Annotated in this window: 18 protein-coding genes; 14 read left to right on the forward strand and 4 right to left on the reverse strand. The window is 56.3% G+C overall.

Annotated elements, in window-relative coordinates:
• The first annotated feature begins 67 nt into the window (after positions 1 to 67).
• From ACH50O_RS21350 to ACH50O_RS21415, 14 genes are all read left to right on the forward strand, one after another.
• Positions 68 to 2,326 (forward strand): cytochrome c peroxidase, encoded by a 2,259-nt coding sequence (locus ACH50O_RS21350; RefSeq protein WP_446809768.1) that lies wholly within the window; start codon positions 68 to 70, stop codon positions 2,324 to 2,326.
• 44 nt (positions 2,327 to 2,370) lie between these two features.
• Positions 2,371 to 3,135 (forward strand): VPLPA-CTERM sorting domain-containing protein, encoded by a 765-nt coding sequence (locus ACH50O_RS21355; protein ID WP_446809769.1) that lies wholly within the window; start codon positions 2,371 to 2,373, stop codon positions 3,133 to 3,135.
• 350 nt (positions 3,136 to 3,485) lie between these two features.
• Positions 3,486 to 4,262, forward strand: coding sequence for a hypothetical protein (locus tag ACH50O_RS21360; protein ID WP_446809770.1), 777 nt, complete (start codon positions 3,486 to 3,488; stop codon positions 4,260 to 4,262).
• A gap of 178 nt (positions 4,263 to 4,440) precedes the next feature.
• Positions 4,441 to 6,723 carry a cytochrome c peroxidase gene (locus tag ACH50O_RS21365; RefSeq protein ID WP_446809771.1) on the forward strand — a complete coding sequence of 761 codons (2,283 nt, stop codon included), beginning with the start codon at positions 4,441 to 4,443 and terminating at the stop codon, positions 6,721 to 6,723.
• A gap of 98 nt (positions 6,724 to 6,821) precedes the next feature.
• Positions 6,822 to 7,418, forward strand: coding sequence for a hypothetical protein (locus ACH50O_RS21370; protein WP_446809772.1), 597 nt, complete (start codon positions 6,822 to 6,824; stop codon positions 7,416 to 7,418).
• 69 nt (positions 7,419 to 7,487) lie between these two features.
• Positions 7,488 to 8,327 carry a DNRLRE domain-containing protein gene (locus tag ACH50O_RS21375; RefSeq protein WP_446809773.1) on the forward strand — a complete coding sequence of 280 codons (840 nt, stop codon included), beginning with the start codon at positions 7,488 to 7,490 and terminating at the stop codon, positions 8,325 to 8,327.
• A gap of 4 nt (positions 8,328 to 8,331) precedes the next feature.
• Positions 8,332 to 9,195, forward strand: coding sequence for a DNRLRE domain-containing protein (locus ACH50O_RS21380; RefSeq protein WP_446809774.1), 864 nt, complete (start codon positions 8,332 to 8,334; stop codon positions 9,193 to 9,195).
• Between the two features lie 46 nt (positions 9,196 to 9,241).
• Positions 9,242 to 10,174: a hypothetical protein gene (locus tag ACH50O_RS21385; protein ID WP_446809775.1), complete on the forward strand. Its 933-nt coding sequence runs from the start codon at positions 9,242 to 9,244 to the stop codon at positions 10,172 to 10,174.
• Between the two features lie 159 nt (positions 10,175 to 10,333).
• Positions 10,334 to 11,278, forward strand: a complete 945-nt coding sequence (locus tag ACH50O_RS21390; RefSeq protein ID WP_446809776.1) for a VPLPA-CTERM sorting domain-containing protein — start codon at positions 10,334 to 10,336, stop codon at positions 11,276 to 11,278.
• Between the two features lie 155 nt (positions 11,279 to 11,433).
• Entirely contained in the window at positions 11,434 to 12,294 is an 861-nt protein-coding gene (locus ACH50O_RS21395) for a YkgJ family cysteine cluster protein (RefSeq protein ID WP_446809777.1), read from the forward strand.
• Between the two features lie 139 nt (positions 12,295 to 12,433).
• A complete protein-coding gene (locus ACH50O_RS21400) occupies positions 12,434 to 13,336 on the forward strand; it encodes a hypothetical protein (protein ID WP_446809778.1) in 903 nt (300 codons plus the stop codon).
• A gap of 30 nt (positions 13,337 to 13,366) precedes the next feature.
• Positions 13,367 to 14,254 carry a hypothetical protein gene (locus tag ACH50O_RS21405; protein WP_446809779.1) on the forward strand — a complete coding sequence of 296 codons (888 nt, stop codon included), beginning with the start codon at positions 13,367 to 13,369 and terminating at the stop codon, positions 14,252 to 14,254.
• A gap of 30 nt (positions 14,255 to 14,284) precedes the next feature.
• Positions 14,285 to 16,543 (forward strand): cytochrome c peroxidase, encoded by a 2,259-nt coding sequence (locus ACH50O_RS21410; RefSeq protein WP_446809780.1) that lies wholly within the window; start codon positions 14,285 to 14,287, stop codon positions 16,541 to 16,543.
• Positions 16,544 to 16,706: 163 nt separating this feature from the next.
• A complete protein-coding gene (locus ACH50O_RS21415) occupies positions 16,707 to 17,111 on the forward strand; it encodes a winged helix-turn-helix domain-containing protein (protein ID WP_446809781.1) in 405 nt (134 codons plus the stop codon).
• 23 nt (positions 17,112 to 17,134) lie between these two features.
• Here the strand turns inward: ACH50O_RS21415 and mprF are convergent, their stop codons facing one another.
• From mprF to ACH50O_RS21435, 4 genes are read right to left on the reverse strand one after another with little or no spacing between them, the layout of a single operon-like run.
• Positions 17,135 to 19,717: a bifunctional lysylphosphatidylglycerol flippase/synthetase MprF gene (gene mprF, locus ACH50O_RS21420; RefSeq protein WP_446809782.1), complete on the reverse strand. Its 2,583-nt coding sequence runs from the start codon at positions 19,715 to 19,717 to the stop codon at positions 17,135 to 17,137.
• A gap of 29 nt (positions 19,718 to 19,746) precedes the next feature.
• On the reverse strand, positions 19,747 to 20,100 hold the full coding sequence (locus ACH50O_RS21425) for an AcvB/VirJ family lysyl-phosphatidylglycerol hydrolase (protein ID WP_446809783.1): 354 nt from the start codon (positions 20,098 to 20,100) through the stop codon (positions 19,747 to 19,749).
• Positions 20,072 to 21,097, reverse strand: coding sequence for an AcvB/VirJ family lysyl-phosphatidylglycerol hydrolase (locus tag ACH50O_RS21430; RefSeq protein WP_446809784.1), 1,026 nt, complete (start codon positions 21,095 to 21,097; stop codon positions 20,072 to 20,074). The genes ACH50O_RS21425 and ACH50O_RS21430 overlap by 29 nt, the downstream gene beginning before the upstream one ends.
• 27 nt (positions 21,098 to 21,124) lie before the next feature.
• Positions 21,125 to 21,985, reverse strand: a complete 861-nt coding sequence (locus ACH50O_RS21435) for an alpha/beta fold hydrolase (protein ID WP_446809785.1) — start codon at positions 21,983 to 21,985, stop codon at positions 21,125 to 21,127.
• Positions 21,986 to 22,036: the final 51 nt, after the last annotated feature.

The following is a 22,036-nucleotide window of genomic DNA, read 5'->3' on the forward strand; positions in this document are numbered from 1 at the left end:
GTGGTTTGCGTCCGGCTTGGCTGAGCGGACCCGAAAACTTGTAAAAAATCAGTCACGAGAATTTCCTATGCATGCAATGTATCGAATGCTTTGCGGCAGCGCTCTGCTGTCTGCTGCAATGACCCTGCAAGCAGCCGGTCCGCTGCCAGTGTCCCTGCGTGGGGTACCGGTACCGCCGGTACCTGGTTTGCTGGATGGCGCCAGCCCTATCGTCGTCGATAAAAATGCGGCGATTACCTTGGGCAAGGCCTTGTTCTGGGACCAAAGTGTCGGTTCGGACGGTCAGGCCTGCGCCTCCTGCCATTTCAGCGCCGGCGCCGATGGCCGTCTCAAGAACCAGATCAATCCCGGACAAAATTCGGTGCTACCAACCGGCCAGACCTTCGATGCATTGCCGTCCGGCAACGGCGGCCCCAACCACACCTTGGTGGCTGAGGATTTTCCGCTGCAACGTTTCAGCAACGTCACCGACAGCAGCACGTTGATGTATAACACCGACGATGTGGTCAGCTCCGCCGGCACCTTCGGCGGCGAATTCACCGGCAGCTCGCCATTCAGCGGTGCCAACGACCAATGTCAGCGTAGTGCCAGCGAGGTATTCAACGTCGGTCACGTCGGCACCCGCAAAGTCGAGCCGCGCAACACGCCGACTGTCATCAACGCAGTGTTCAACCACCGCAATTTTTGGGACGGCCGCGCCAATAACAGTTTCAACGGCAGCAGTCCCTGGGGACCGCGCGATCCCGAAGCCGGTGTTTGGGTCAAGCTCAACGCCAAGACCGTGGTCAAACAACGCCTTAACCTGATCAACTCGTCGCTGGCTTCGCAAGCCGTGGCGCCGCCGATTTTCAATGACATCGAAATGGGCTGCCATGCCCGTACCTGGCCGGACATCGGCCGCAAACTACTTAACCGCCAACCGCTACAAACACAGCAAGTGCATCCGCAAGACAGCGTGTTGGGAGCCTTAAGCGCCAGTAGCGGCAGCGAGCTGAAACCGGGCCTGAAAACCACCTACAAAAACCTGATTACCCAAGCCTTCAATAACCAGTACTGGTCTTATAGCGGTGTCGGTAAATTCGGCGCTCCGGCCGGCGGCGGTAGCGCCTATAACCAGATGGAAGCCAACTTTTCGCTGTTCTTCGGTTTGGCCATTCAGTTGTACGAATCGACCTTGGTTTCCGACCATTCACCGCTGGATTTGAGTCCATTGGATGCAGCGATGATTCCAACCTGGTCCAATGTATCCGATCCGGCATTGGTCGCGTCGCTGAAGCGCGGCGTTAGTCTGTTCGTGAACAATAACTGCTCGTTGTGCCATGCCGGACCGACGCTGTCCTTGGCGGCGGTAGCCACCAACGCCGCGCTGGTAACGCCGACGGCGGGCGCTACTTTCGGACCGCCGGCCACGCCAATCGCCTACGGCCCGAATGCCTTTGGCCCGAATAATATCGCGGCCAGCGCCGGCATCTCCCGATATGTCAATCCGGTAACCCGCGACAATACCAGCCAGAACCTGCCGCGCTTGATGGATTTGGGTTATAGCAACGTGGGCGTCACCAAACCGGATGCCGATCCTGGTTTGGGCGGCGCCGATCCTTTCGGTCAGCCACTATCGTTCGTGGCCCAATACACCGAATATCTTGCCGGCAATAGCGCCGGGGTCTTCGATTTGCCGGTGGACAACGTGCGCAGCTGCGATTTTTTAATACCGCTGGCGGTCAATCTAACTGTGCCGATCAGCAATATTTTTCTGCCCAACGACGGCATTCAGGCGGACGGCAGCAGGGAAGGGGTGGCGCGCAATCAAAATTGCCGCAATAACAATCCGAATACGGCTTATAGCCCGACTATCGCGGCCGCCCAGGCCAACCGCAACGGCAGCAAGATGGCCATCGCAACCAACGCGGCATTTAAGGTGCCGACCTTGCGCAACGTTGAATTGACCGGGCCTTACATGCACAACGGCGGCATGGCCAGCTTGACGCAAGTCATCGAGTTTTACGCCAGACACGGCAATTTCTCCAGTCCCGAATTGCATGCGGCCATCGGTCCCATCGCCACCAATTTGGTCGCCCCGCAAAACACCGCCGATCTGATCAATTTCTTGAATGCGCTGACCGACGAACGGGTGCGTTACCAAAAAGCGCCGTTCGACCATCCGCAACTGACGATTGCTCATGGCCATGTCGGTAATGCCTTGCAAGTCGAAGCCGGCAACCCTCTGGCGACGGACTTAGCCAGGGACGAAGTGTTGATACTGCCGGCAGTCGGCGCCGCCGGGGCCCAAGCGCCGATAACTCCGTTCTTGACGCCGGCACAGTAAGCGGCCGGCAGCTTATTCATTGAATTCAACCTTTGGAAACCAGTATGAAAACATCGATCTTTAAACCACAAAACGCCGGTATCGCGCTGGCGCTAAGCCTCAGCTTCGTCGATCAAGCACTGGCATCCGCCAGCTACGACAGTCGTGTCAGCCTAAGTTATTCCATCACTGTATTGGATAGCGCCAATCCAACCGGGGGCGACAACACCGGCTTGAATATCTTGGGAACCTATCTGCAACCCAGCGATGATTCTAGCTTTTATGCCGCCGTCAGCGGCGATGGCCAGTATCTAGCTCCCAGTCCCAATCCGGCGGCGGTCGCGGTCACCGGCAGCTTCAACGGCACCTTCACAACGACTGGTAGTGCCGTACTCGGCAGTGTTGACAGCTTGCACACCGGGCTGTTCGGCCTCGAATTCAGCAATAGCGGTCCTTATGGCTACAGCCTGGCTGTCAACTTGAATTACGCCTTACAAGCCTCCGTCCACGGCGAGTACGCCAACAGCAGCATCTTTTTCGATTACTGGGATGGGGCCGGTTCGCTTTCCGGTTTCGATTATGTCTCGGCCGCCGCGTTTACCGGCTATCTCGACGACCAACAATCCGCAACCAATACCGTGACCTGGCACTTCACGCTGGCAGCGGGCGCCACACAACAGCTTTATGCCCAAGCCGGTATTCAGTCGCATCTGGAGTCGGCCGACGCCTCGCCGGTGCCGCTACCCGGCGCAGCTTGGCTGTTCTTGAGCGGCATGATGGCGAGTCTGGCGTTAATGGGCAGGAGAAAGCACGCCGCCGGCATGAGCTAAGCATATTTTCATGCCCTCCTTTCGATGACCGGAGGGAGAAAACCGGTCGTTAACCTAGCGCAAGGACGCGCGCCTTTAGCCCGATTTTTAGCGTCTTTTGGTTATGGGTATACCGCATGGATTGGCTCGACATGTCGCGGGACCCGGCGGACGGATAGGCCAAGGTAACAAAGCCGGGAAAACAGGTAGCGAAGGAATCGTCTGCCATCGATTGCCGGGACGGCAATTGAAAAGGAGGTACCGGGCTGGTGCTTGAACAAGGATGGGGGAGATGAAACAGGCTGTTTCGTCGGTGCTCAATTTGCCATGGCTTAGCCATTTTTTAAACGCTTTTTAGACACGAGTACGCTATGAAACTTTTATCTGCAGTACATACAGTCGCGGTTTTGGCGGCTTTCACATTCGGCAGCGGCGCGGCCCAGGCCAGCGTTGCCTACAACACTAACGGATGGGACAGCGGTGCATTTCCCGGTGCCTCCGGGTACGTGCCCGGCACCTGGATCGGGAGTGCCGCGCCGGCATATACGGGCAAGCTGAACGCGGTGTGGTACGCGGATTTAAGTGCCGGTGCCAGCGATGTCGTTTCCAGCGGCAATGCCATCGGAGCCGGAGCCGATCCACTTTATGAATTAGCGGTCGGGCCTATGGGTTGGCAGCGTTCGCCGGCCGCTTCATACCCGCATCAGGGCATGGGTCACGGCTCGGATATCGGCCTGATATCGCTGACGAGTGCCGCCGATTTGACCATCACCGTAGCGGCCGATTCGTTGACACCGTTGGATCTCACCACGGTAATCAGGCCCGGGTTTTCGCTGTTCCAAGGATGGGATACCGGTACGACCGCTAATCAACCGGTCCCGTATTACAACAACCAAAACAACCCGTTGGGTACGGTCGGTCTGACATATTTGAACGGCGCCGGCAGCACCGGTACTTCGGTCAGCCTGACCTTCAGTAATCTGGCGGCCGGCAATTACACGCTGATTCTCGGCGGTAACGCCGGCGGCGGTCACGGTCTATACAGCGTGACATTCGCGACTTCGCCGGTTCCGTTACCGGCGGCGGTTTGGCTGTTTAGCTCTGTACTGATGGGCTTTGCTTGGTTCGGCGGGCGCAAGGCGAGTTAACACACAAAGAGCGGCAGGAAGCGCCGAATAAATCGTCATCGCCGCGCATGCGGTAACGGCAAATCCGATTTAGTCAGCGTTTCCCCGCCATCGCCAACAAAGTATTCGCCAAGCAAAAACCGCAACCCGGCCGAAAGCCGCGAAACCCAAACATTAATCTGAAATGAGCAAACGACATATGCGCGCGATTTACCAAATGATTTCGGCCGCTGCCTTGGCCGCTGCCGCATTCTCCGCCCCTGCTGACGGTCCGCTGCCGGTATCCCTACGCAACGTACCGTTACCGCCGGTTCCCGGTTTATTGGACGGCGCTAATCCCATCGTCGTCGATAAAACGGCGGCGATCGCCTTGGGCAAGGCCTTGTTCTGGGATCAGAACGTCGGCTCCGACGGTCAAGCCTGCGCCTCCTGCCATTTCAGCGCCGGCGCCGACGGCCGCATCAAAAATCAAATCAATCCGGGGCAAAACGCCGCGCAACCAAGCGGCCAAACCTTCGATAGCTTGCCGTCCGGCACCGGCGGCCCCAACCATACGTTGACTGCCGCCGACTTTCCATTGCACCGGTTCAGCAATCCGCGCAGCAACAGCAGCCAAATCACGTTTACCACCGACGATGTCGTCAGTTCGGCCGGCACCTTCGGCGGCGAATTCGCCGGGGTAAGCCAAGTCAGCGGCACCAGCGACCAGTGCGCCCGCACGCCCGACGAGGTCTTCAACGTCGGCCACGTCGGCACCCGCAAAGTGGAGCCCAGAAATACCCCCTCCGTGATCAATGCGGTGTTCAACCACCGCAACTTTTGGGACGGCCGTGCCAACAATGTCTTCAACGGCAGCAGTCCGTGGGGGCCGCGCGATCCCGATGCCGGGGTCTGGGTCAAGCTCAATGCCAAGACCGTGGTCAAGCAGCGGCTGAATCTGATTAATTCCTCGCTGGCCTCGCAAGCGGTGACGCCGCCGGTATTCAACGATGTGGAAATGGGCTGCAAAGGCCGCGGCTGGCCGGACATCGGCCGCAAATTGTTGTCGCGGCAAGCCTTGCAATATCAAGCCGTACACCCCAGGGACAGAGTATTGGGCAGCCTGAGCCAGAGCAGCGGCAATACGCTGAAACCCGGTCTGAAAACCACTTACAAAGCCCTGGTTACCCAGGCCTTCAACCCGCAATATTGGTCTTACAGCGGCATCGGCGGCTTCGGTGCGCCGGCCAAGGGCGCGCCCTACAATCAGCTGGAAGCGAATTTCGCGATGTTCTTCGGTATCGCGGTGCAATTGTACGAAGCGACTCTGGTGTCCGACCAATCGCCGTTCGACCTGAGTCCCGTCGATGCCGATCTGGTGCCGGTCTGGACTAACGTGAGCGGCGCCACGCCGGCCGAGACCGCCGCCAAAATCGCCTCGTTGAAACACGGCTTCGACCTGTTCGTCAACAATCACTGCGGCCGTTGCCATGTCGGGCCGACGCTGAGCCAGGCGGCGGTGGGCACCAATGCCGCATTGCTGACCGCCACGCCGGGCGGCGTATTCGGCCCGGCATCGACGCCGATTGCCTATGGGCCGGATGCGTTTGGACCTTCGAGCGCCGCGACATTGTCCGGCGCCACTGCATCCGGCAGTCCGCTGACTCGCGATTTTAATATTCTGATCCAACCTCGGTTGATGGACTTGGGATTTGCGAACATCGGCGTGACTCAGCCCGATGCCGATCCCGGCGTCGCCGGCCACGATCCGTTCGGCAACCCGCTGTCGTATGCCGTCCAGTACGTCGCTTATCTGATCGCCGACAGCGCCGGGATGAGCGATCTACAGGTCGAGAAAATCCGCGCCTGCGACTTCCTGGCGCCGCTGGCCCTAAACACGCAGATTGACGATGCGGCATATTTTTCGTCCGGCGACAGCCTGCAAGCGGACGGCAGCCGGGAAGGCGTATTGCGCAGCCTAAACTGCGCCAACCCGGATACGGCTTACATCCCGACGCCGGCCGCCGCGCTGGCCAATCTGCATGGGCCGAAACTAGCGACCGCAACCGCCGGCGCGTTCAAAGTGCCGACGCTGCGCAACGTCGAACTGACCGGCCCCTATATGCACAACGGCGGCATGGCAACCCTGACGCAAGTGATCGAGTTCTACGCCAGACACGGCAACTTCGTCAACGACGCGCAAAACTTCAATCTGGGCGCTAGTTCAGCCTCATTGACGACCGTGCAAAACACCGCCGACCTGACCAACTTCATGCTGGCGCTGACCGACGAACGGGTGCGTTACCAAAAAGCGCCCTTCGACCATCCGCAATTGACCGTCGCCCACGGCCATGCCGGCAATGAGTTAGCGGTGACTGCCGGTAACCCGCTGGTCAATGCGGGCGCCGATCTGGCGAAAGACCAATATCTGACAATCGAAGCGGTCGGCGCAGATGGCAGCGCTACGCCGCTTCAGTCTTTTAGCGATCGCTTGGCGCCGTAAGCGGGAGATGCCGGGATCGATAGGGGAAGCATTTGGCTGGAACGGGGGGCGAACCGGCCCGAGTCATCGATTTTTTAACTGACAAACAGGAGATAGCTATGAGAGATAGACAGAACAAAAAGGGCGGGTTCCGTCGAGTTTTGGGATGCGCGATGCTGATCGCAGGCCTGATGCCCTTGTCCGGCGAAGCGGCCATCGTCAATTACCAATTGAGTTTTACCGACCAGAACGCAGGTCCCGCCGGAACGGGGTCTTTTGTCTGGAACACCGATACCGAAATCATGAGCGGTTTGACCTGGAACCTCTCGGGGCATGCCGGCAGCGTGCTGGACACTGCGCTGGCTCGCACCTATCACAGCTACGATCCGTTGGCCGGCACCTACGGCGAATTGTTCTACCGCTATTTGACCGCGCCGCAGGCTTATCTGATCGCCCAGTTGGGGTTGACCAGTTCCAGCACCGGTTTGATGCCGTATGACGTATCCAGCGATTATTTCGGCTTCGTCGGCTTTGGCGCCGAGAGAACCAGCAGTGCCGGCACCTACCTGTTTTACGACCGGAACTGGGCGGTGGCCGGCAAAGGTTTTGTGGTGGCCTCGGCGGTGCCGCTGCCGGCCGCAGAGTGGCTGTTCGGCGGGGCTGTGGCGGGCGTGACCGCACTCGGCCGGATTAGACGTCGGGCCGGGGGCGCTTAGGTGAAATGGGATTCGGTGTCGGCGCTGCGCGTTGGCGGATTTTCATGCAAATAGATTTAAGGAAACGTTATGCAATTTAGTTCAACTCGAAGACGGACGCCGTTGCGTCTGGTATTCGTCGTTTTGGGCGGCATGGTATGCGGCCTGTCGCCCGCGCATGCATCGGTCGTCACTTTGACGCTGGGGGCCGGTAAAGTCTCGACGATATTCGAAAACCAGCCGAACAACAGTATCGGTAAAGGCCCGGTCGCGTTCGTCGGCGGCGACGCCAGCGGTTCGCCACGGCGCGGGCTGATCGACTTCAATGTCGCCGCCAACATTCCGGCCGCCGCGATCATTACCGGCGTGGAATTGACCTTATATTTGGCCGGCACCGCCAACGGTGACGGTACGCCGCGCGCGATAGAGCTGCATCGCCTGACCGGTAATTGGGCGCACGGTCCCACCGGTTTGGGCGTAACCGACTTTTCCGGCATCGATCAGGGCTTCCCGGCGATTCCGCCAAGCCCGACCTGGAACGAACGGCGTTACCGGCAGAACCAGCCCTGGATTACGCCGGGTGGGGACTTCAGCGCCGCGGCCAGCGCTACGGCGACGGTCGGCCAAACGTTGAACGCGGCTTATACCTGGACTTCGACACCGGCCTTGGTGGCCGACGTGCAGGCGATGCTGAACGCACCTTCGACCAACAACGGTTGGATGTTACTGAATAGCGACGAATGGCTGCCGGACAGCTACCGCATTTTTTATACCCAGGCTTGGGCCGACACAGCGCAAAGGCCGCAGTTGCAAGTGAGTTACGAGTTGCCGGCCGTGCCGTTGCCGTCCGCCGCATGGTTGTTCGGTAGCGGGCTGATCGGCCTGTTAAATGTGAGGCGCTGGCAAGCCGCCGGCGCACGGGAGGTTTGAGGTGATGAAATTCATTTTAATATTTGGATTCGCCGCGCTGGGTTTGGCGGGCAGCTCACCGGCGGCGGCAAGCGTCGTCACCTTGACACCGAGCAAGGATGCGACGATTTACGGCGCCAGCGTCAACCAAGGGCTGCCGAATTCGTCCGGTCAGGATTTGTTCTATCACAGCAACGGCAGCGGCCCCGGCATTTTTGCCGGCGGTAACGGCCAACTCGCGCCGCACCGCGCGCTGATCCAATTCGATATTGTTTCGCAAATACCGGAAGGCTCGGTGATTACCGGCGTGCAGTTGACTATGTATATCGGCATTGTCGCCGGCTCGGGCGGCGCGCCCGGTTTGGGCGACCAAACGCCGCGGGCGATGGACTTGTTCAGGTTGACTCGCGATTGGGGTGAAGGCACTACCGGCGGTAATGCGACGCAAATCGGCGGCACCGGGCAGGGCTTCCCGGCTAATCCCGGCGACGCCACCTGGCTAGATGCGGCCTACCAGCAAACGCCGTGGAGCACGCCCGGCGGCGATTACGTCAATCAAGCCAGCGCCACGCTGGCAGTCGGCAGTGTATTCGGTTCGCCGCAAACTTGGACGTCAACGCCAACGCTGGTCGCCGACGTGCAGACTTGGTTGGACGATCCGGCTGCAAATTTCGGTTGGATATTGATCAATCGCGACGAAAACCTGCAACAAACCCACCGCGCATTCTATTCCAGTGAATGGACCAATCCGGCCATGCGTCCGCAATTGCAGATCAGTTATCAAGCGGCGCCGGTACCCGTGCCCACCGCCATCTGGTTGTTCGGCTCCGGCATAACCGGTTTGTTGAGCTTAACCCGGCGTAAAGCCGATAGGGCCGGCAAACCATAGGCTTTTACATTTTAAGTATTCAACTCGTTGATAAAAAGGAAAGATCATGAAAAAGCAGGCAGTTATAAGCGTTGCAGCGGCAATGCTGGCTTGGGGTCAAGGCGCTTGGGCGGCAACCTTATCCGGTGACATCGGTACGCTTACGGTTGCCAACAATTCGGGTAGGTTCTATACCTCCGCGGCGGACGCCAACGGTAAGGCCATTTCGAATGCCGATCCCAGCTACAGGCAGTTCAAATATAACTTTTCACTGGGAGGCGGCGGCCTGAATCAACTCAAGATTAACTCGACCGGCGCTTCCGGCGTTGCGCAACTGCTGGGAGGCACCGCAACCGCCGGCAGCTATTACGGTGATTTCTGGATCGCCACCAATGGCGGTAAAGGCGGCAATGACGACATGATTTTAGGTGTGGCGTTGACGGGTCCGGTTTCCAGCGATTTTGCGCTGACCATTCAGTCCAACGGCTATGTCGTCGCTCCCAACCAAACCAGTAGACCGTCGGTGACGGCGAATAACTGGCAAACCGATGTCGTGAACGAAACTTTCTATGGATCGGACTTTATCTACGGCCCCATGGCCAACAGACCGGCGGCTCACCAGTCCGGGTATCAACCGCTCTATAACGGCCAAGGTTCCGCTACGGGTTCGTTGATGTTCGTCGATCTTGGCGTTGCCGACCGCACCGGCAGTCTGTCAACTCAGATCGTTATCAGCGTTACCGGCCTCTACGCCGGGAATGTTATGGCGTTCAGCAGTTATGCCTATGACTTTATTACCGGAGGTAACACCGCCGTCGATGAGATCGGTTGGACCACGCCAACCGCCACCACCGGCTATACCGTGACCGGCGCGGGAGCCGCGCCCGCGCCGGTACCCGTCCCGCCTTCCATTGTTTTCTTGGCTAGCGGTCTCTTCGGTATTGGGGCGATACAAAAGAAGAGTCAAAGCGCAAAACCAAAAATATGCCGGCTGGTTTGATCAGCAAACAACCCGGTCCCGTATCCGGCGATGTATTCCCAAACGCAGGTTGGCTTTCTACCGGCGCCGTTGGCTGTAACTGCTCAGCCCGCTGTTTTGGCGCCGGCAAGCCATGGGCATTTTATTTTTAACCATTCAACTCAATAAAAAGGAAAGATCATGAAGAAGCAAACCGTTCTGACAGTGTGTATCGGCCCGGTATTATTAGGTACCGCAATTCCGGCGTTCGCGGATATCGCGCCGTTGCCGGATTTTCACCATATTAATATCAACGTGTCCAATGACAATGGCGCGCAGAATGGCTCGGGGCCTAGCGACTCTTATTACATCAAGGCGGACGGCGGCGGCTTGAATCAACTGCATATCTCGACCAGCAGCGCCAATACCTCAGCTGCGTTGGCGGGCCAGGTGACTACGCAAAATATCGATACCTCGACTACCTCGACTACCTCGACTACCTCGACTACCTCGGGAACCTTTTGGGTCACTACTACCGGCGGCCGGGGCTACAACGACAGCATCATTTTGCTGGCGTCGGTCAAAGGACCTATTTCCAACGACTTTAATTTAAGCATCAAGTCCAGCGGTTACCAATGGACCGCGGCGGCCAATGTTATTGGCACCGATATTCATTATGTGTCGGGCGCCGTCAATGAAACTTTCGGCAAAAGCGATTTTCTGTACGGCCCGCAGACCACTAAACCCGGACCGGGCACCGGGACATTGCCGTTTTATTCCGGCCAGAACGTCAACGATCCGGCCACGGCGGAATACCTGATGTTCATCGACCTCTGGGTGGGAAATACCTCAACCCGTTCGCAAACCGATGCCGGTAGCGCGAAGGTGGAATTCAGCGTCTCCGGCCTGTATGCCACCACTCTGGCGTTTAACGCTTACGCTTTTGCCTATACCTCGAACACTGGCGCCAATTCGATCGATTGGACCAACCGGGTGTCCGGCAATTTGGCCGATGCCGGCCAAAGCGGTTACTCCATCAATTCCACGGCGGTAGCGCCGGTGCCGGTGCCGGCGGCGATATGGTTGTTTGGCAGTGCTTTGGCTGGATTTGGATTGTTTGGCCGGCGTAAAGCTGTTTCTGCTTGAGGCTTTAGCTCCCTTTCCTGGCAGGGCTAGGGTGATGCAAGGATGCAGGAGGCAGGGCAACGGCATGGAACAGTTGCCGAGAGGATCCAAACAAAGCTTTTTGCTTATTTGATACCCCTAATCCCAACCTACTACCTTAGGGAGAAGGAGTGGTCATGTATCCCGGAGCGAGGGGGGAGCGGGGAACCGTGGGTTTAAGCGAAGATTCCTCGCAATTTTTTGAGGATAGTCCGACCGAGAGCGTGATTATGAATGAAACCGAGACCTTTGAGTTTTTTGCTGCGCAAGCGCAGGCTTTTGCGGAAACGCTAAGCAGCCGCTGTGGCCGCGCAGATTTGATCGACGGCTTGTTGTCGCAGGCCTTCAGCAGTTTCGAAGGCAATATGGCGATGTCGGCCAAGGATTATCCGGCCATTGCCTGCCACAAGGGCTGCGCCACCTGCTGCACGTTGCGGGTAACCGCGACGGCGCCGGAAGTGCTGTTGATCGCCCGTTACATCGCCTGGGCCAAGTTTCCGGATAGCGAGATCAATCTGGCGAAACGGGTGGCGAAGGCCAATCAAGAAACCTGCGGCTTGGACGAAGCGCAACGGGTGAAATTAAAACGGCGTTGCCCCTTCATCATGCAAGGCGCGTGTCTGATTTATCCGGTGCGTCCTCTGGCTTGCCGCGGTCATGCCTGTTACGACGCGCGGGCTTGCGTCGATGCGGCAGCCGGGCGTATCGAACAAATCCCCGTTTCCGAGCCGCATCGGCTATTTCGCGGCTTGATTCAGAACGCGCTGCAATCGGCTTTGCGCGATGCCGGTTACGCCTGGAATCTGTACGAACTGAATCAAGCCTTGCTTCTGGCATTAAACGACGAGAGCTGTCAGCAGCGCTGGGCTAGAGGCGAAGAGGTGTTTGCGACCGCCCGGATCGCGGAAGTCAATCCGGAGGAAATGGCGCGGGTTTTCGATCAGATAAAATTCCAGGCATCTTCGAATGCGGACATTGCGCCTAGCACTGTGCATTGATCCGCGCAATTACGGGCGTTGTTGTAATTATTCAGCGCGTAGCACAGCGATCCCTCTCCGGCGGGAGAGGGGGCAATTTCTCAGCGATTTTCAGATTTCCCGATTCGCTGAATAGTGACAACTTATCAGGAGTACAACAATGATAGAAATACTTGCCAAGCGTTCGCCGATGAGCATCGCCTTGGCCTTAGCGCTATTAGGTCAAACCGAAACAACGTTCGCCGACACGACGCTAAGCGTCGATTCAGTGGCAGACACCTATCTAAACAGCGACCCCTTATTATCTAATCGGGATTTATCCAACTTCGGCTCGATGCAGATTTCGGCGAATTTGCCCAATCCGCTGAAGGACATGAATGTTCCCAGAACTATGGACGCGCTATTGGCTTACGACACCGCGGCCATCAAGGCCGGCTTCGACGCCGAATACGGCGCCGGCAATTGGCGGGTGACCGATGTTAGGGTGAAGTGGTATTCCAATTACGACATCCTCGGCATACCGGCCACGCATCCGCAGTTCAATGTACCGGCTGCCGGGTCGTTCAATATCTCCTTGTTGGGTAATAACAGCTGGTTCGATGCTGCCACTGCCGGCGACAAGGGCTTTGCCAATACCGGCTTGAACTGGGATGCGGTATTCGGCAGCGGCGGGGCGTATCGCAATTTGCTGGACGGCGCGCAAATCCTAGGTACCTACGCCTATACCGGCGGGGACTTCAACGGCGGTAACAATTGCGCCAATGAGGTGTGCGACCCCAGGTTTTGGGATTTAGGCAGCAACGCTGGTTTGTTCGGCATTATCGGTAACGGCGGTCTCGTTTCCTTATTCGGCTCGGCGGCGGACGCTAACGTCAGCTATATCATCAGCCAGCGCGGTGCCGCCGGCGCCCATCCGCAGCTATTCGTCAGTGCCTCTGCGGTGCCGATTCCAGCCGCTTTCTGGTTGTTCGTTAGTGGCTGCCTGTCCCTGTTTGGGCTCTCCGCTCGCAGCCATTGTCTGTCTTGGCGGCGAAGCGGCTTTCATGAGTCGAACATGGTTTAAGCAGATATTTCTCCAAATTTAGGATTACTTATGAACACATATCAAATCAGTCGCGCCGGTCTGGCGCTGGCCGCGGCGTTTACCCTGAGCGGTCATGTCGATGTGGCCCTGGCCGATACCACGCTGAGTATCGATGCGGTTGCCGATACTTTTATTTCCAGCGACCCGGACTACGCCAATCGGGATATGTCGGCTTTCGGGGCGATGCAGATTTCGGCGGATTTGCCGGATTATATCCAGGGTATCGTTTACCCCAGAACCTTGGATCTGCTGGTGGCTTACGATACAGCGGCGATCAAGGCCGGATTCGACAGTCAATATGGTATCGGCAACTGGCATGTCACCGATGTGTCGGTGAAGTGGTACAGCAATTTCGACATTCTCGGCGTGCCGGCGCATAACCCGCAGTTCAACGTGCCGGCTGCCGGCGCATTTAATATTTCGTTATTGGCACACGATAACTGGTTTACCGCGTCGGCGGCCGGTCCGCTGGGCCTGGCCAATAACGATCTGAACTGGAATTCGATATTCGGCGCCGACGGCAGTTACGGTACGCTGCTGGACGGCATCCAAATCTTGGGTAGCTACGGTTACAGCGGCGGCGATTTCAACGGCACCAATAATTGCAGCAATGATGTCTGTGCGCCGCGTTTCTGGGATTTGGGCGAAAACGCCGATTTGTTGGCGCGCGTCGGCAGTGGCGGGATCGTGTCGCTATTCGGTTCGGCAGCGGACCCGAATGTGACCTATCTGGTCAATCAACTCACCAAACCCGGCGGCCATCCGCAGATTTTCGTCAGCGCCGCCGGAGTTGCCGCCATACCTCTGCCGGCCGGCATCTGGCTGTTTTTGAGCGGCTGTTTGCCGATGTTAGTAGGTTGGGGCGTAAGTCTTTCTCTCACGAATCACAAGCAGTAACGATAAACCGGTTTCGTTAACGAGGTTGCCATGCGAATTATCTATAGAATCCTTCTGGCGAGCGGCGTATTGGCGGCGCAAGCGGTTATGGCTATCGGCCCGGTTCCGGTATCCCTGCGCAACGTACCGATTCCACCCGTGCCTGGGCTGTTGGATGGTGCCAACCCGATGGTAGTGAATAAGAATGCGGCGATTGCGTTGGGTAAGGCTCTATTTTGGGATCAGAGCGTCGGCAGCGACGGTCAAGCCTGCGCGTCCTGCCATTTCCAAGCCGGCGCCGACGGCCGCGTCAAGAATCAGATTCATCCAGGTCACAATAACGGCCGGACTTTTGACAGTCTGCCTTCCGGAGGCGGCGGCCCGAACCACACTTTGAGCCTGGACGATTTTCCGTTGTATCAATTCAGCAATCCGGCCGACAACAGCAGCCAGCTGATTTTCAGCACCGACGACGTGGTGGGTTCCGCCGGCAGCTTCGGCGGGCAATACAAAACCACTTCGCAAACGAGCGGCGCCAACGATCAATGTCTGCGTAGCGCCGATCCGCTGTTTAACGTCAAGCAAATCGGCGTGCGCAAGGTGACGTCCAGAAACGCGCCGACCGTGATCAATGCGGTGTTCAATCACCGTAATTTTTGGGATGGCCGCGCCAACAATATCTTTAACGGCAGCAGCCCGTGGGGCGAGCGCGATCCGAACGCCGGGGTTTGGGTGAAAGTCAATGCGCAAACCGTGACCAAGCAAAAATTGCATTTGATCAATTCGTCGCTGGCGTCGCAAGCGTTGGCGCCGCCGGTTTTCAGCGATACCGAAATGGGATGCCAGGGGCGCGGCTGGCCGGATATCGGCCGTAAGCTGTTATTGCGGCAAGCCTTGCAGAATCAGCAAGTCCATCCGGACGACAGCGTGCTGGGGAAGCTCAGTTTGAGCAGCGGAGGCGGCCTGAAACCGGGCTTGAAAAGCACTTACAAGAGCCTGATCACCCAGGCCTTTAATCCGCAATATTGGTCATACAGTGGCGTCGGCCCCTTCGGCACGCCAGTTGGCGGCGGCGTGCCTTACAATCAGATGGAAGCCAATTTTTCCTTGTTCTTTGGGATTGCGATCCAGCTTTACGAATCCACGCTGGTATCCGACCAGGCGCCGTTCGATCTTAGTCCGCTCGATGCCAATATGAAGCCGACCTGGAGCAATGTCGCGGCCGATAGTCCGGCCAGTACGGCGGCCTTGGTCGCGTCGCTGAAAAACGGCGTGGAATTATTCATCAATAACCATTGCAATCTTTGCCATGCCGGCCCATCCTTGAGTTTGGCGGCGGTGGCGACCAATGCCGCCTTGCTGACACCCAAACCCGGTGCCAGCTTCGGCCCGCCGGCCACGCCGATCGGTTTTGGGCCGAATGCTTTCGGGCCGTTCAACGCGGCGTCCAAGGCCGGTTTGAATCAATACGGCAACACGGTCACTCGCGATACCAATATCAAACAAATGCCCAAATTGATGGACTTGGGATTTACCAACGTTGGCGCGGTGCCTGTCAATGACGATCCGGGGCTGGCCGGGGTGGACACCTTCGGTAATCCGCTGTCGTTTACCGAGCAATACGTCGATTATTTATTGGGCAATGCCGCGGGCATCGTCGATCCGGGCGTGAACAACATCCGGGCCTGCGATTTCATCAGCCCCTTGGCTTATAACGTTCAGCTCAATCTGCCGAATTACTTTTTACCGAGCGATGGTTTGATTGCCGACGGTAGCCGCGAGGGTATGTTGCGCAATCAAAATTGCCTGAATCCGGTGACGGCCTACATTCCGAACGCGGCGACGGCTCAAGCCAATCTGGCCGGCTCGAAAATGGCAATAGCGACTCAAGGCGCTTTCAAGGTGCCGACGCTACGCAATGTCGAGCTGACCGGACCGTATATGCATAACGGCGGCATGGCGACTTTGCGGCAAGTGATCGAGTTTTACGGCCGGCACGGCAATTTCGGCAGCGAGACCCAGCATTTTCACCTCGCCAGTTTTTCCACCTTGCTGAATTCGGAGCAAAACATTACGGATATGACCAACTTTTTACTGTCCTTGACCGACGAACGCGTCAGGTATCAGCGCGCGCCGTTCGATCATCCGCAATTGATGCTAATAGACGGTCAAGCCGGCGACGAATGGCAGGTCGCGGCGGGTAATCCGCTCGACGCCAATTTGGCCAAAGACCGGCAATTGACGATTCCGGCGGTCGGCGCCGGTGGCTTGGATACGCCGCTGCCGGCGTTTTTATCGGCTCCGCCTTAGACAACGCAAAAGCCGGGGCGTCTTCGTGCGCTGTTAATACAGTTTTGATCGAATGAACTTAAGTTGTTATAAATGGTAATTAGAACTAGGCTGAAGTAGTGGCGTAATTTTGGTCAGCCATATCATGAACACCTTGGTTATCACCTTCATTCGTTAAAATGGCATGAAACTTACAGACATAGAAACAGATTCACAGCTTCCGCACCTTAAGATTACTGTTCGTTTACTGCATAACGATGAAATTGCGATGGGGCCGGGTAAGGCCGAGCTGCTGACGGCGATTCAGAAAACCGGCTCGATAGCGGCTGCCGGTAAAACCATGAATATGAGTTACCGGCGGGCTTGGTTGTTGGTGGATGTGATTAATCGAAGCTTCGCCGAGCCGCTGGTTCATTCGGCCAAGGGGGGGCGGCACGGCGGCGGCACGACCTTGACGCCGCTGGGACAACATGTACTGGATCAATACACAAAAATGACCACGGCGGTCAATCATGCCGCTCAAGCTTATCTACCCATGTTTTCCGGGTTAATGTCGAAGCAGACAAACGAGGATAAGGCCGAGGCATAAATCGCCGGCAGAGGAGGCGGATGCTATTTGCCGACAATGCCTTGCCAGCCGCCCGAAATCACGCGGGTAATCGACATCAAAATAAAGGGTACCGAGATGCCGGCCGGCGCTGCCAGATAACGGGGCTGCCAGATTGGGGCAAACTTTGCTTTATATTCGTAGAGGCCTTCAAAGTTGTAGAAGTGATCGCCTAAATCGAAGATTGTGGTACCGATTTTATGCCAAAGCGGCGCCAGGGGGCGGCGCTCCAGGCCGGCCAAGGGCGCCATGCCTAGCGAAAACCATCGATAGTTTTCCGATTTCCCCCAAAGCATTAGTTCGGCGAAAAGAAAATCCATGATGCCATTCGGACTATGCGGATCGTAGCGCATCAAATCGATGGATAGTTCTTGCCGATCAGCGGTTTGCCAAAGATTGGCGAAAGCCCTGATTTGTCCGGATTCATCTTTAATCACGGCGATATCGGTTCGTTGTAAATACGCGGCATCAAAAAAGCCCAGCGAAAATCCTTTTTCCCGGGTGTTTTTGCTGGTAAGCCAAGCATCGGAAATTTCTCTTAACCTGGGCAACGATGCCACGGCGGATTGACCCGATAAAATTTCGAAGCGATAACCCAATTTGCCGAATTTGTTGCGGGCGCTGCGCTGGGCGTCCCGTTGCTTGCCTTGCAACGTAAACGCCGATAAATCCACCCGCGCTTCCTCGCCGAGTTTGAAAAGCGATAGCCCTAAATCAAGATAATAAGGCAGTAATTCCTGGCTGACTTGGTAAAACACCGGTTTGGCGCCATAGCTGTCGGCTTGTTCCTGAAATTGCCAAAGCAAGTTTTCGATGGCGGATGGTTCGCCAATCGGGTCTCCCATGGCGATCCAGAATTGAGAGGTGACCGTAAACATGATGAATGCGCTTCGATCGGGGTTCCAGAGTAAATATTTGTCGCCCAGCAACGTCAGGAAGCCTTGCGTATGGCTGCTTTGAATCAAAAGCTGTTGCGCTTCGGTTAGTTCCATTTCGCTTGGCTTTGCCATGCTGCTGGGCGGGGCGACGCTCAGGAGGCGCGATAAGCCGTAGGACACGGTGACGACAGCCAGCAATAACAAGGCTCTCAAAAACCTTGGGGCGTTACCTTCGTAGGAAAACTGCCACCATAAGTCATGGGCGTATTCGATATCCCGATAGGCGAAAAATCCGAGCCAAATCGAGCCCGCCAGCACCATGATTATGGTTGCCAGCCAGGATTTGGAAAAAGACATACGCAGCAAGGACGATTTGCGCTGAAAGTGGCCGCGGGCGGGTAGCATTAGTGTCAGCACTATGCATAGCGTCAAGGCTTCCCGCCAGTCGAAGCCTTTTAACAGCGAGGCGATAATGCCCAATCCCAATAAAAATAGGCTGCCGTACCAGGCGGCATCGATTTTAAGCAGGATGCCGCGCGCCAGAAACAGTAATAAAAGACCGATGAGGCTGCCCGCCAGATGAGAGAGCTCGACAATAGGCAAGGGCACCAGATCGCTCAGCCATTCCAAGGCTTCCGAGTTGGCGGGAAGGGCGCCGGAAACCAATAAAATGCTGCCGGCAAACAACAGTAAAAGCGAATATAGCTGCGGGACGATAGCCGAGAGTATCCGGCTCAACGCAATGCCGCTTTCGATGATCAATTCCCGGCGGCTGTAGATTTCGTAACACAGCAGACCGGCGCCCGCCAGCAACAAGGGTACAAAATAGTAAATAACCCGGTAAAGCAACAGTGCGCTGATTAGGATTAAATGCTGGTCGGTCGGTTCGATATCCGACATCAACCACAGGAAAGCGCTTTCAAACACCCCTATGCCGCCTGGTACCTGACTAATCACCCCCACAACCTGGGCAACGACAAAAACCACCAAGAATGTGCCGAATCCAATATCGACTTTACCCAGCAATAGCGCCCATAACACCAATGAGGAAAGCACCACGTCGATACTGGACACCGCGGTCTGCCCCAACGCCATTGCCGGCGATGGCAGATATAATTCAAAGCCCCTAATAAACAGCGGTTTGCGCCAAAGCAGCACGGCCCCCCAATAAATTAACAACGCGGCGGCGCATATCAGACTGACCCAATGGACCGCCGGCGGCTCCGGCACGGTGCTTGATAAATACTGCGGCAATAACAAACTGCCAACCAGGCCCAAGCTCAGCGCGCCCAATAAATAGGTAATGGCTTGAAACAAGGATATTTTTAAAATATCCCAGCCCGGTACGCCCCATTTTGAATAAAACCGATAGCGAATCGAGCCGCCGGCTGCCCAGGCGTGGCCCGTGTTATTGCTGATGGCGTAACTTAACAAGGCGGCTGCAATCATTTTTGGTAGCGGAATCCGGGGATGGCCGGTGAAGCGTAAAGCCAACCAGTCATAACCCGCCAACACCAGATAATTGATGACGGTGAGCGTCAAAGCCACACATACAATTGCAACCGGCGTGGCTTGCAACGATGCCAGAATATCGCGGACATCGTGCGTTTCAAGTTGCTTATGGACAATGAAGAGCGCGCAGGCAAATAACATCACCGGCAACCAATGCGCTAGTTTTTGGGTAAAGCGGTTTACTGTTTCACGGGTCATAGGTGCATGCTGATGGCGGAAAGCGAAAATTAGTGAATGCCGTGTTGTCGATAGATGGTCAGAATTTGCCGGGTCAGCTTGGGATAATCCTGATCGAAATGATGTCCGCCGGGTAATTCCAGAATGCCGGCCGCGCTATTTCGCAGGCTGGTACAGGCTGTTTCCGCTTTTTCCTCCTTTCCGTAAACGCATAAGATCTTCTGCTGAGGCATCTTGGCCAGTTCCGGCGCCAGCGGGCTTTCGCCACCGCTCTGACCGAGCCAGCCGGAAACATGAATTTCAAAATCGGCATGATTAGCCAATGCCAATAGCACCAGCAGCGAAACGCTATCCTGATCCTGACGCGGCAGGAGATTATAGATCAGCCGGCAAAATATCGGCACCGAAGGAATAGCCTGCCAATACGAAAGACTTTACGCCCCAGTGCTGTCGATAGTAAGCCATGGTGGCGGCTAAATCGGTTGCGGCTTGTTCCGGCGTTTTATGCTCCCAGAAGTATCGTAAGACATCGACGCCCACCACCGGATAATTTTGCGCCGCCATTTCCCCGGCAACAGTTCTATCCAGATCCCGCCAGCCGCCGTCGCCGGAATAAAACAAGGTGACGGATTCGCCGGGATTAGCGGCAGGGACTTCAACCACCGGCAGGGGCGGCGCCAACGATTGTGCCGTACCGGCCGCCGATTTGACTTCCTCGATCAAGAGCCTGTCCAGCGGCGTATCGTAAGCTGCAATTCGAGTGTCGACGTTTCCCAGCATTTTGATGAAAACAGCGGTTTGGTTCGGCGGCTGATCGGTCCAGACCGAGCGCCATTTGCCTTCCGGGGGTGGCGAAGCGCTCAGGACGTGTTTTTGATTTTTATGTTGGCTAAACAACGGCGGACACAGTGTCAGATCGGCCGGCAAGTCCACCGAAAAGCCGAGAGACAGGTTAATGGCGTCTTTGCCGGACGCTGATTGAGCATTGATAAAAGGGATTAATGCCGCTTCGCCAAGTCCGGCAACTATCAAGCGCCGGGTATTGGCTGGCGGCAGGATTTTGCTGAGAGAGGATATGGACGAGACCAGGAAATTGTTATCAAGACACTTCTCGCTTGCCGTATCGAATTCCGCAAACACTTGTGAGCTGTCTACGACGGCGACGGTAACGCCGATGGTCGCCAGACTTTGCGCAAGATCGCTCGCGATGAATTTTCCGGTATCGACGAAAACCAGCAACTGCGCTTGGGAACCCCATAAAGGTTCGGCTATTAACACCTGGTCAAAATATTCGGTCTGAAGCGTTTTCTGCACGACTGGAACCGTGCTGAACTTGAGCAATCCCAAGCCGAGTACCAGCAAGAACAACAGGCCGATAAACAGTTTTGTTTTGATTTTCATGGCTTGGAAACAATATTGGTTAGCGTGTTATTTCCGTTCAATGCCTAGAAAGGAGGCAATTAATTGGTTTATTTCGCGGGCATGGGTTACCGGCGCGGCGTGCCCCGCACCCAGCACGATTTCTATTTTGGCGTTTGCCAACATTTGCGCCAACTCGCCGGAGTGAGGTAAATCAATAATGTCGTGCTCGCCGGCAATCACGAGGGTAGGAGCCGTGATCGCATTTAAATCAGCATGCTTCAGCTGCGGTTCCGACCGCCATAATGCCTTAATTTCCGCTTCCAGATCGGCGTGTCTTTCGCCCGCGCCAGACCACCAGCCACGCACTCTGGCCATAATTTCCCGATGCGGAAGCCCGTGCGATTCATCCTGATTACGGTCGTCTTCCGCAATCAGGCCGGACGGGTGAAAATTAGCACTGATAGCAACGATTTTTCCCACGCGTTGCGGGGCTTCCAGGCCAAGCAATAAGGCAATAATGCCGCCGTCGCTCCAGCCGATAATATCGGTTCGCCGAATATCAAGTCTATCTAAAATCAATAAAGTGTCTTCGGCAAAAATTTGATAGCTGAGTCGCGAATGGCCCGGAGTCGATTCGCCGTGGCCGCGGGTGTCGATGAGTATTACGCGTCTTCCCGATGCTACTAACCAGGGTATTTGAGAAAACCAACTGAGTTTGTTGCTCAAGCCGCCGTGCAACAATAAGACCGGATCGCCGTGACCGTAAGAGACATAACGGATATTGGCGCCCTGATTCGTGATGTCCCCGGTTGTGGTCGCTACGTGGTTTGAGACTTTCCAGGCCAGGTAGCCGATAAAATTCGTCGAGATCGGACGTAAGCCGAGCAAAATAGCTATTGCTAATGCTATAACAAGCAAACCGGTCACGTGAAATATCCGCCTCATATTAATAGTGCTTTGCTACCTCTGCCTGGCCTT

Source organism: Methylomonas sp. 2BW1-5-20, from assembly GCF_052474515.1.

Excerpts from the sequence above, each read along its gene's own strand:
- ACH50O_RS21350 (WP_446809768.1), top strand. The coding sequence starts at position 68 with ATGCATGCAATGTATCGAATGCTTTGCGGCAGCGCTCTGCTGTCTGCT.
- ACH50O_RS21355 (WP_446809769.1), top strand. The coding sequence starts at position 2,371 with ATGAAAACATCGATCTTTAAACCACAAAACGCCGGTATCGCGCTGGCG.
- ACH50O_RS21360 (WP_446809770.1), top strand. The coding sequence starts at position 3,486 with ATGAAACTTTTATCTGCAGTACATACAGTCGCGGTTTTGGCGGCTTTC.
- ACH50O_RS21365 (WP_446809771.1), top strand. The coding sequence starts at position 4,441 with ATGCGCGCGATTTACCAAATGATTTCGGCCGCTGCCTTGGCCGCTGCC.
- ACH50O_RS21370 (WP_446809772.1), top strand. The coding sequence starts at position 6,822 with ATGAGAGATAGACAGAACAAAAAGGGCGGGTTCCGTCGAGTTTTGGGA.
- ACH50O_RS21375 (WP_446809773.1), top strand. The coding sequence starts at position 7,488 with ATGCAATTTAGTTCAACTCGAAGACGGACGCCGTTGCGTCTGGTATTC.
- ACH50O_RS21380 (WP_446809774.1), top strand. The coding sequence starts at position 8,332 with ATGAAATTCATTTTAATATTTGGATTCGCCGCGCTGGGTTTGGCGGGC.
- ACH50O_RS21385 (WP_446809775.1), top strand. The coding sequence starts at position 9,242 with ATGAAAAAGCAGGCAGTTATAAGCGTTGCAGCGGCAATGCTGGCTTGG.
- ACH50O_RS21390 (WP_446809776.1), top strand. The coding sequence starts at position 10,334 with ATGAAGAAGCAAACCGTTCTGACAGTGTGTATCGGCCCGGTATTATTA.
- ACH50O_RS21395 (WP_446809777.1), top strand. The coding sequence starts at position 11,434 with ATGTATCCCGGAGCGAGGGGGGAGCGGGGAACCGTGGGTTTAAGCGAA.
- ACH50O_RS21400 (WP_446809778.1), top strand. The coding sequence starts at position 12,434 with ATGATAGAAATACTTGCCAAGCGTTCGCCGATGAGCATCGCCTTGGCC.
- ACH50O_RS21405 (WP_446809779.1), top strand. The coding sequence starts at position 13,367 with ATGAACACATATCAAATCAGTCGCGCCGGTCTGGCGCTGGCCGCGGCG.
- ACH50O_RS21410 (WP_446809780.1), top strand. The coding sequence starts at position 14,285 with ATGCGAATTATCTATAGAATCCTTCTGGCGAGCGGCGTATTGGCGGCG.
- ACH50O_RS21415 (WP_446809781.1), top strand. The coding sequence starts at position 16,707 with ATGAAACTTACAGACATAGAAACAGATTCACAGCTTCCGCACCTTAAG.
- mprF (WP_446809782.1), bottom strand. The coding sequence starts at position 19,717 with ATGACCCGTGAAACAGTAAACCGCTTTACCCAAAAACTAGCGCATTGG.
- ACH50O_RS21430 (WP_446809784.1), bottom strand. The coding sequence starts at position 21,097 with ATGAAAATCAAAACAAAACTGTTTATCGGCCTGTTGTTCTTGCTGGTA.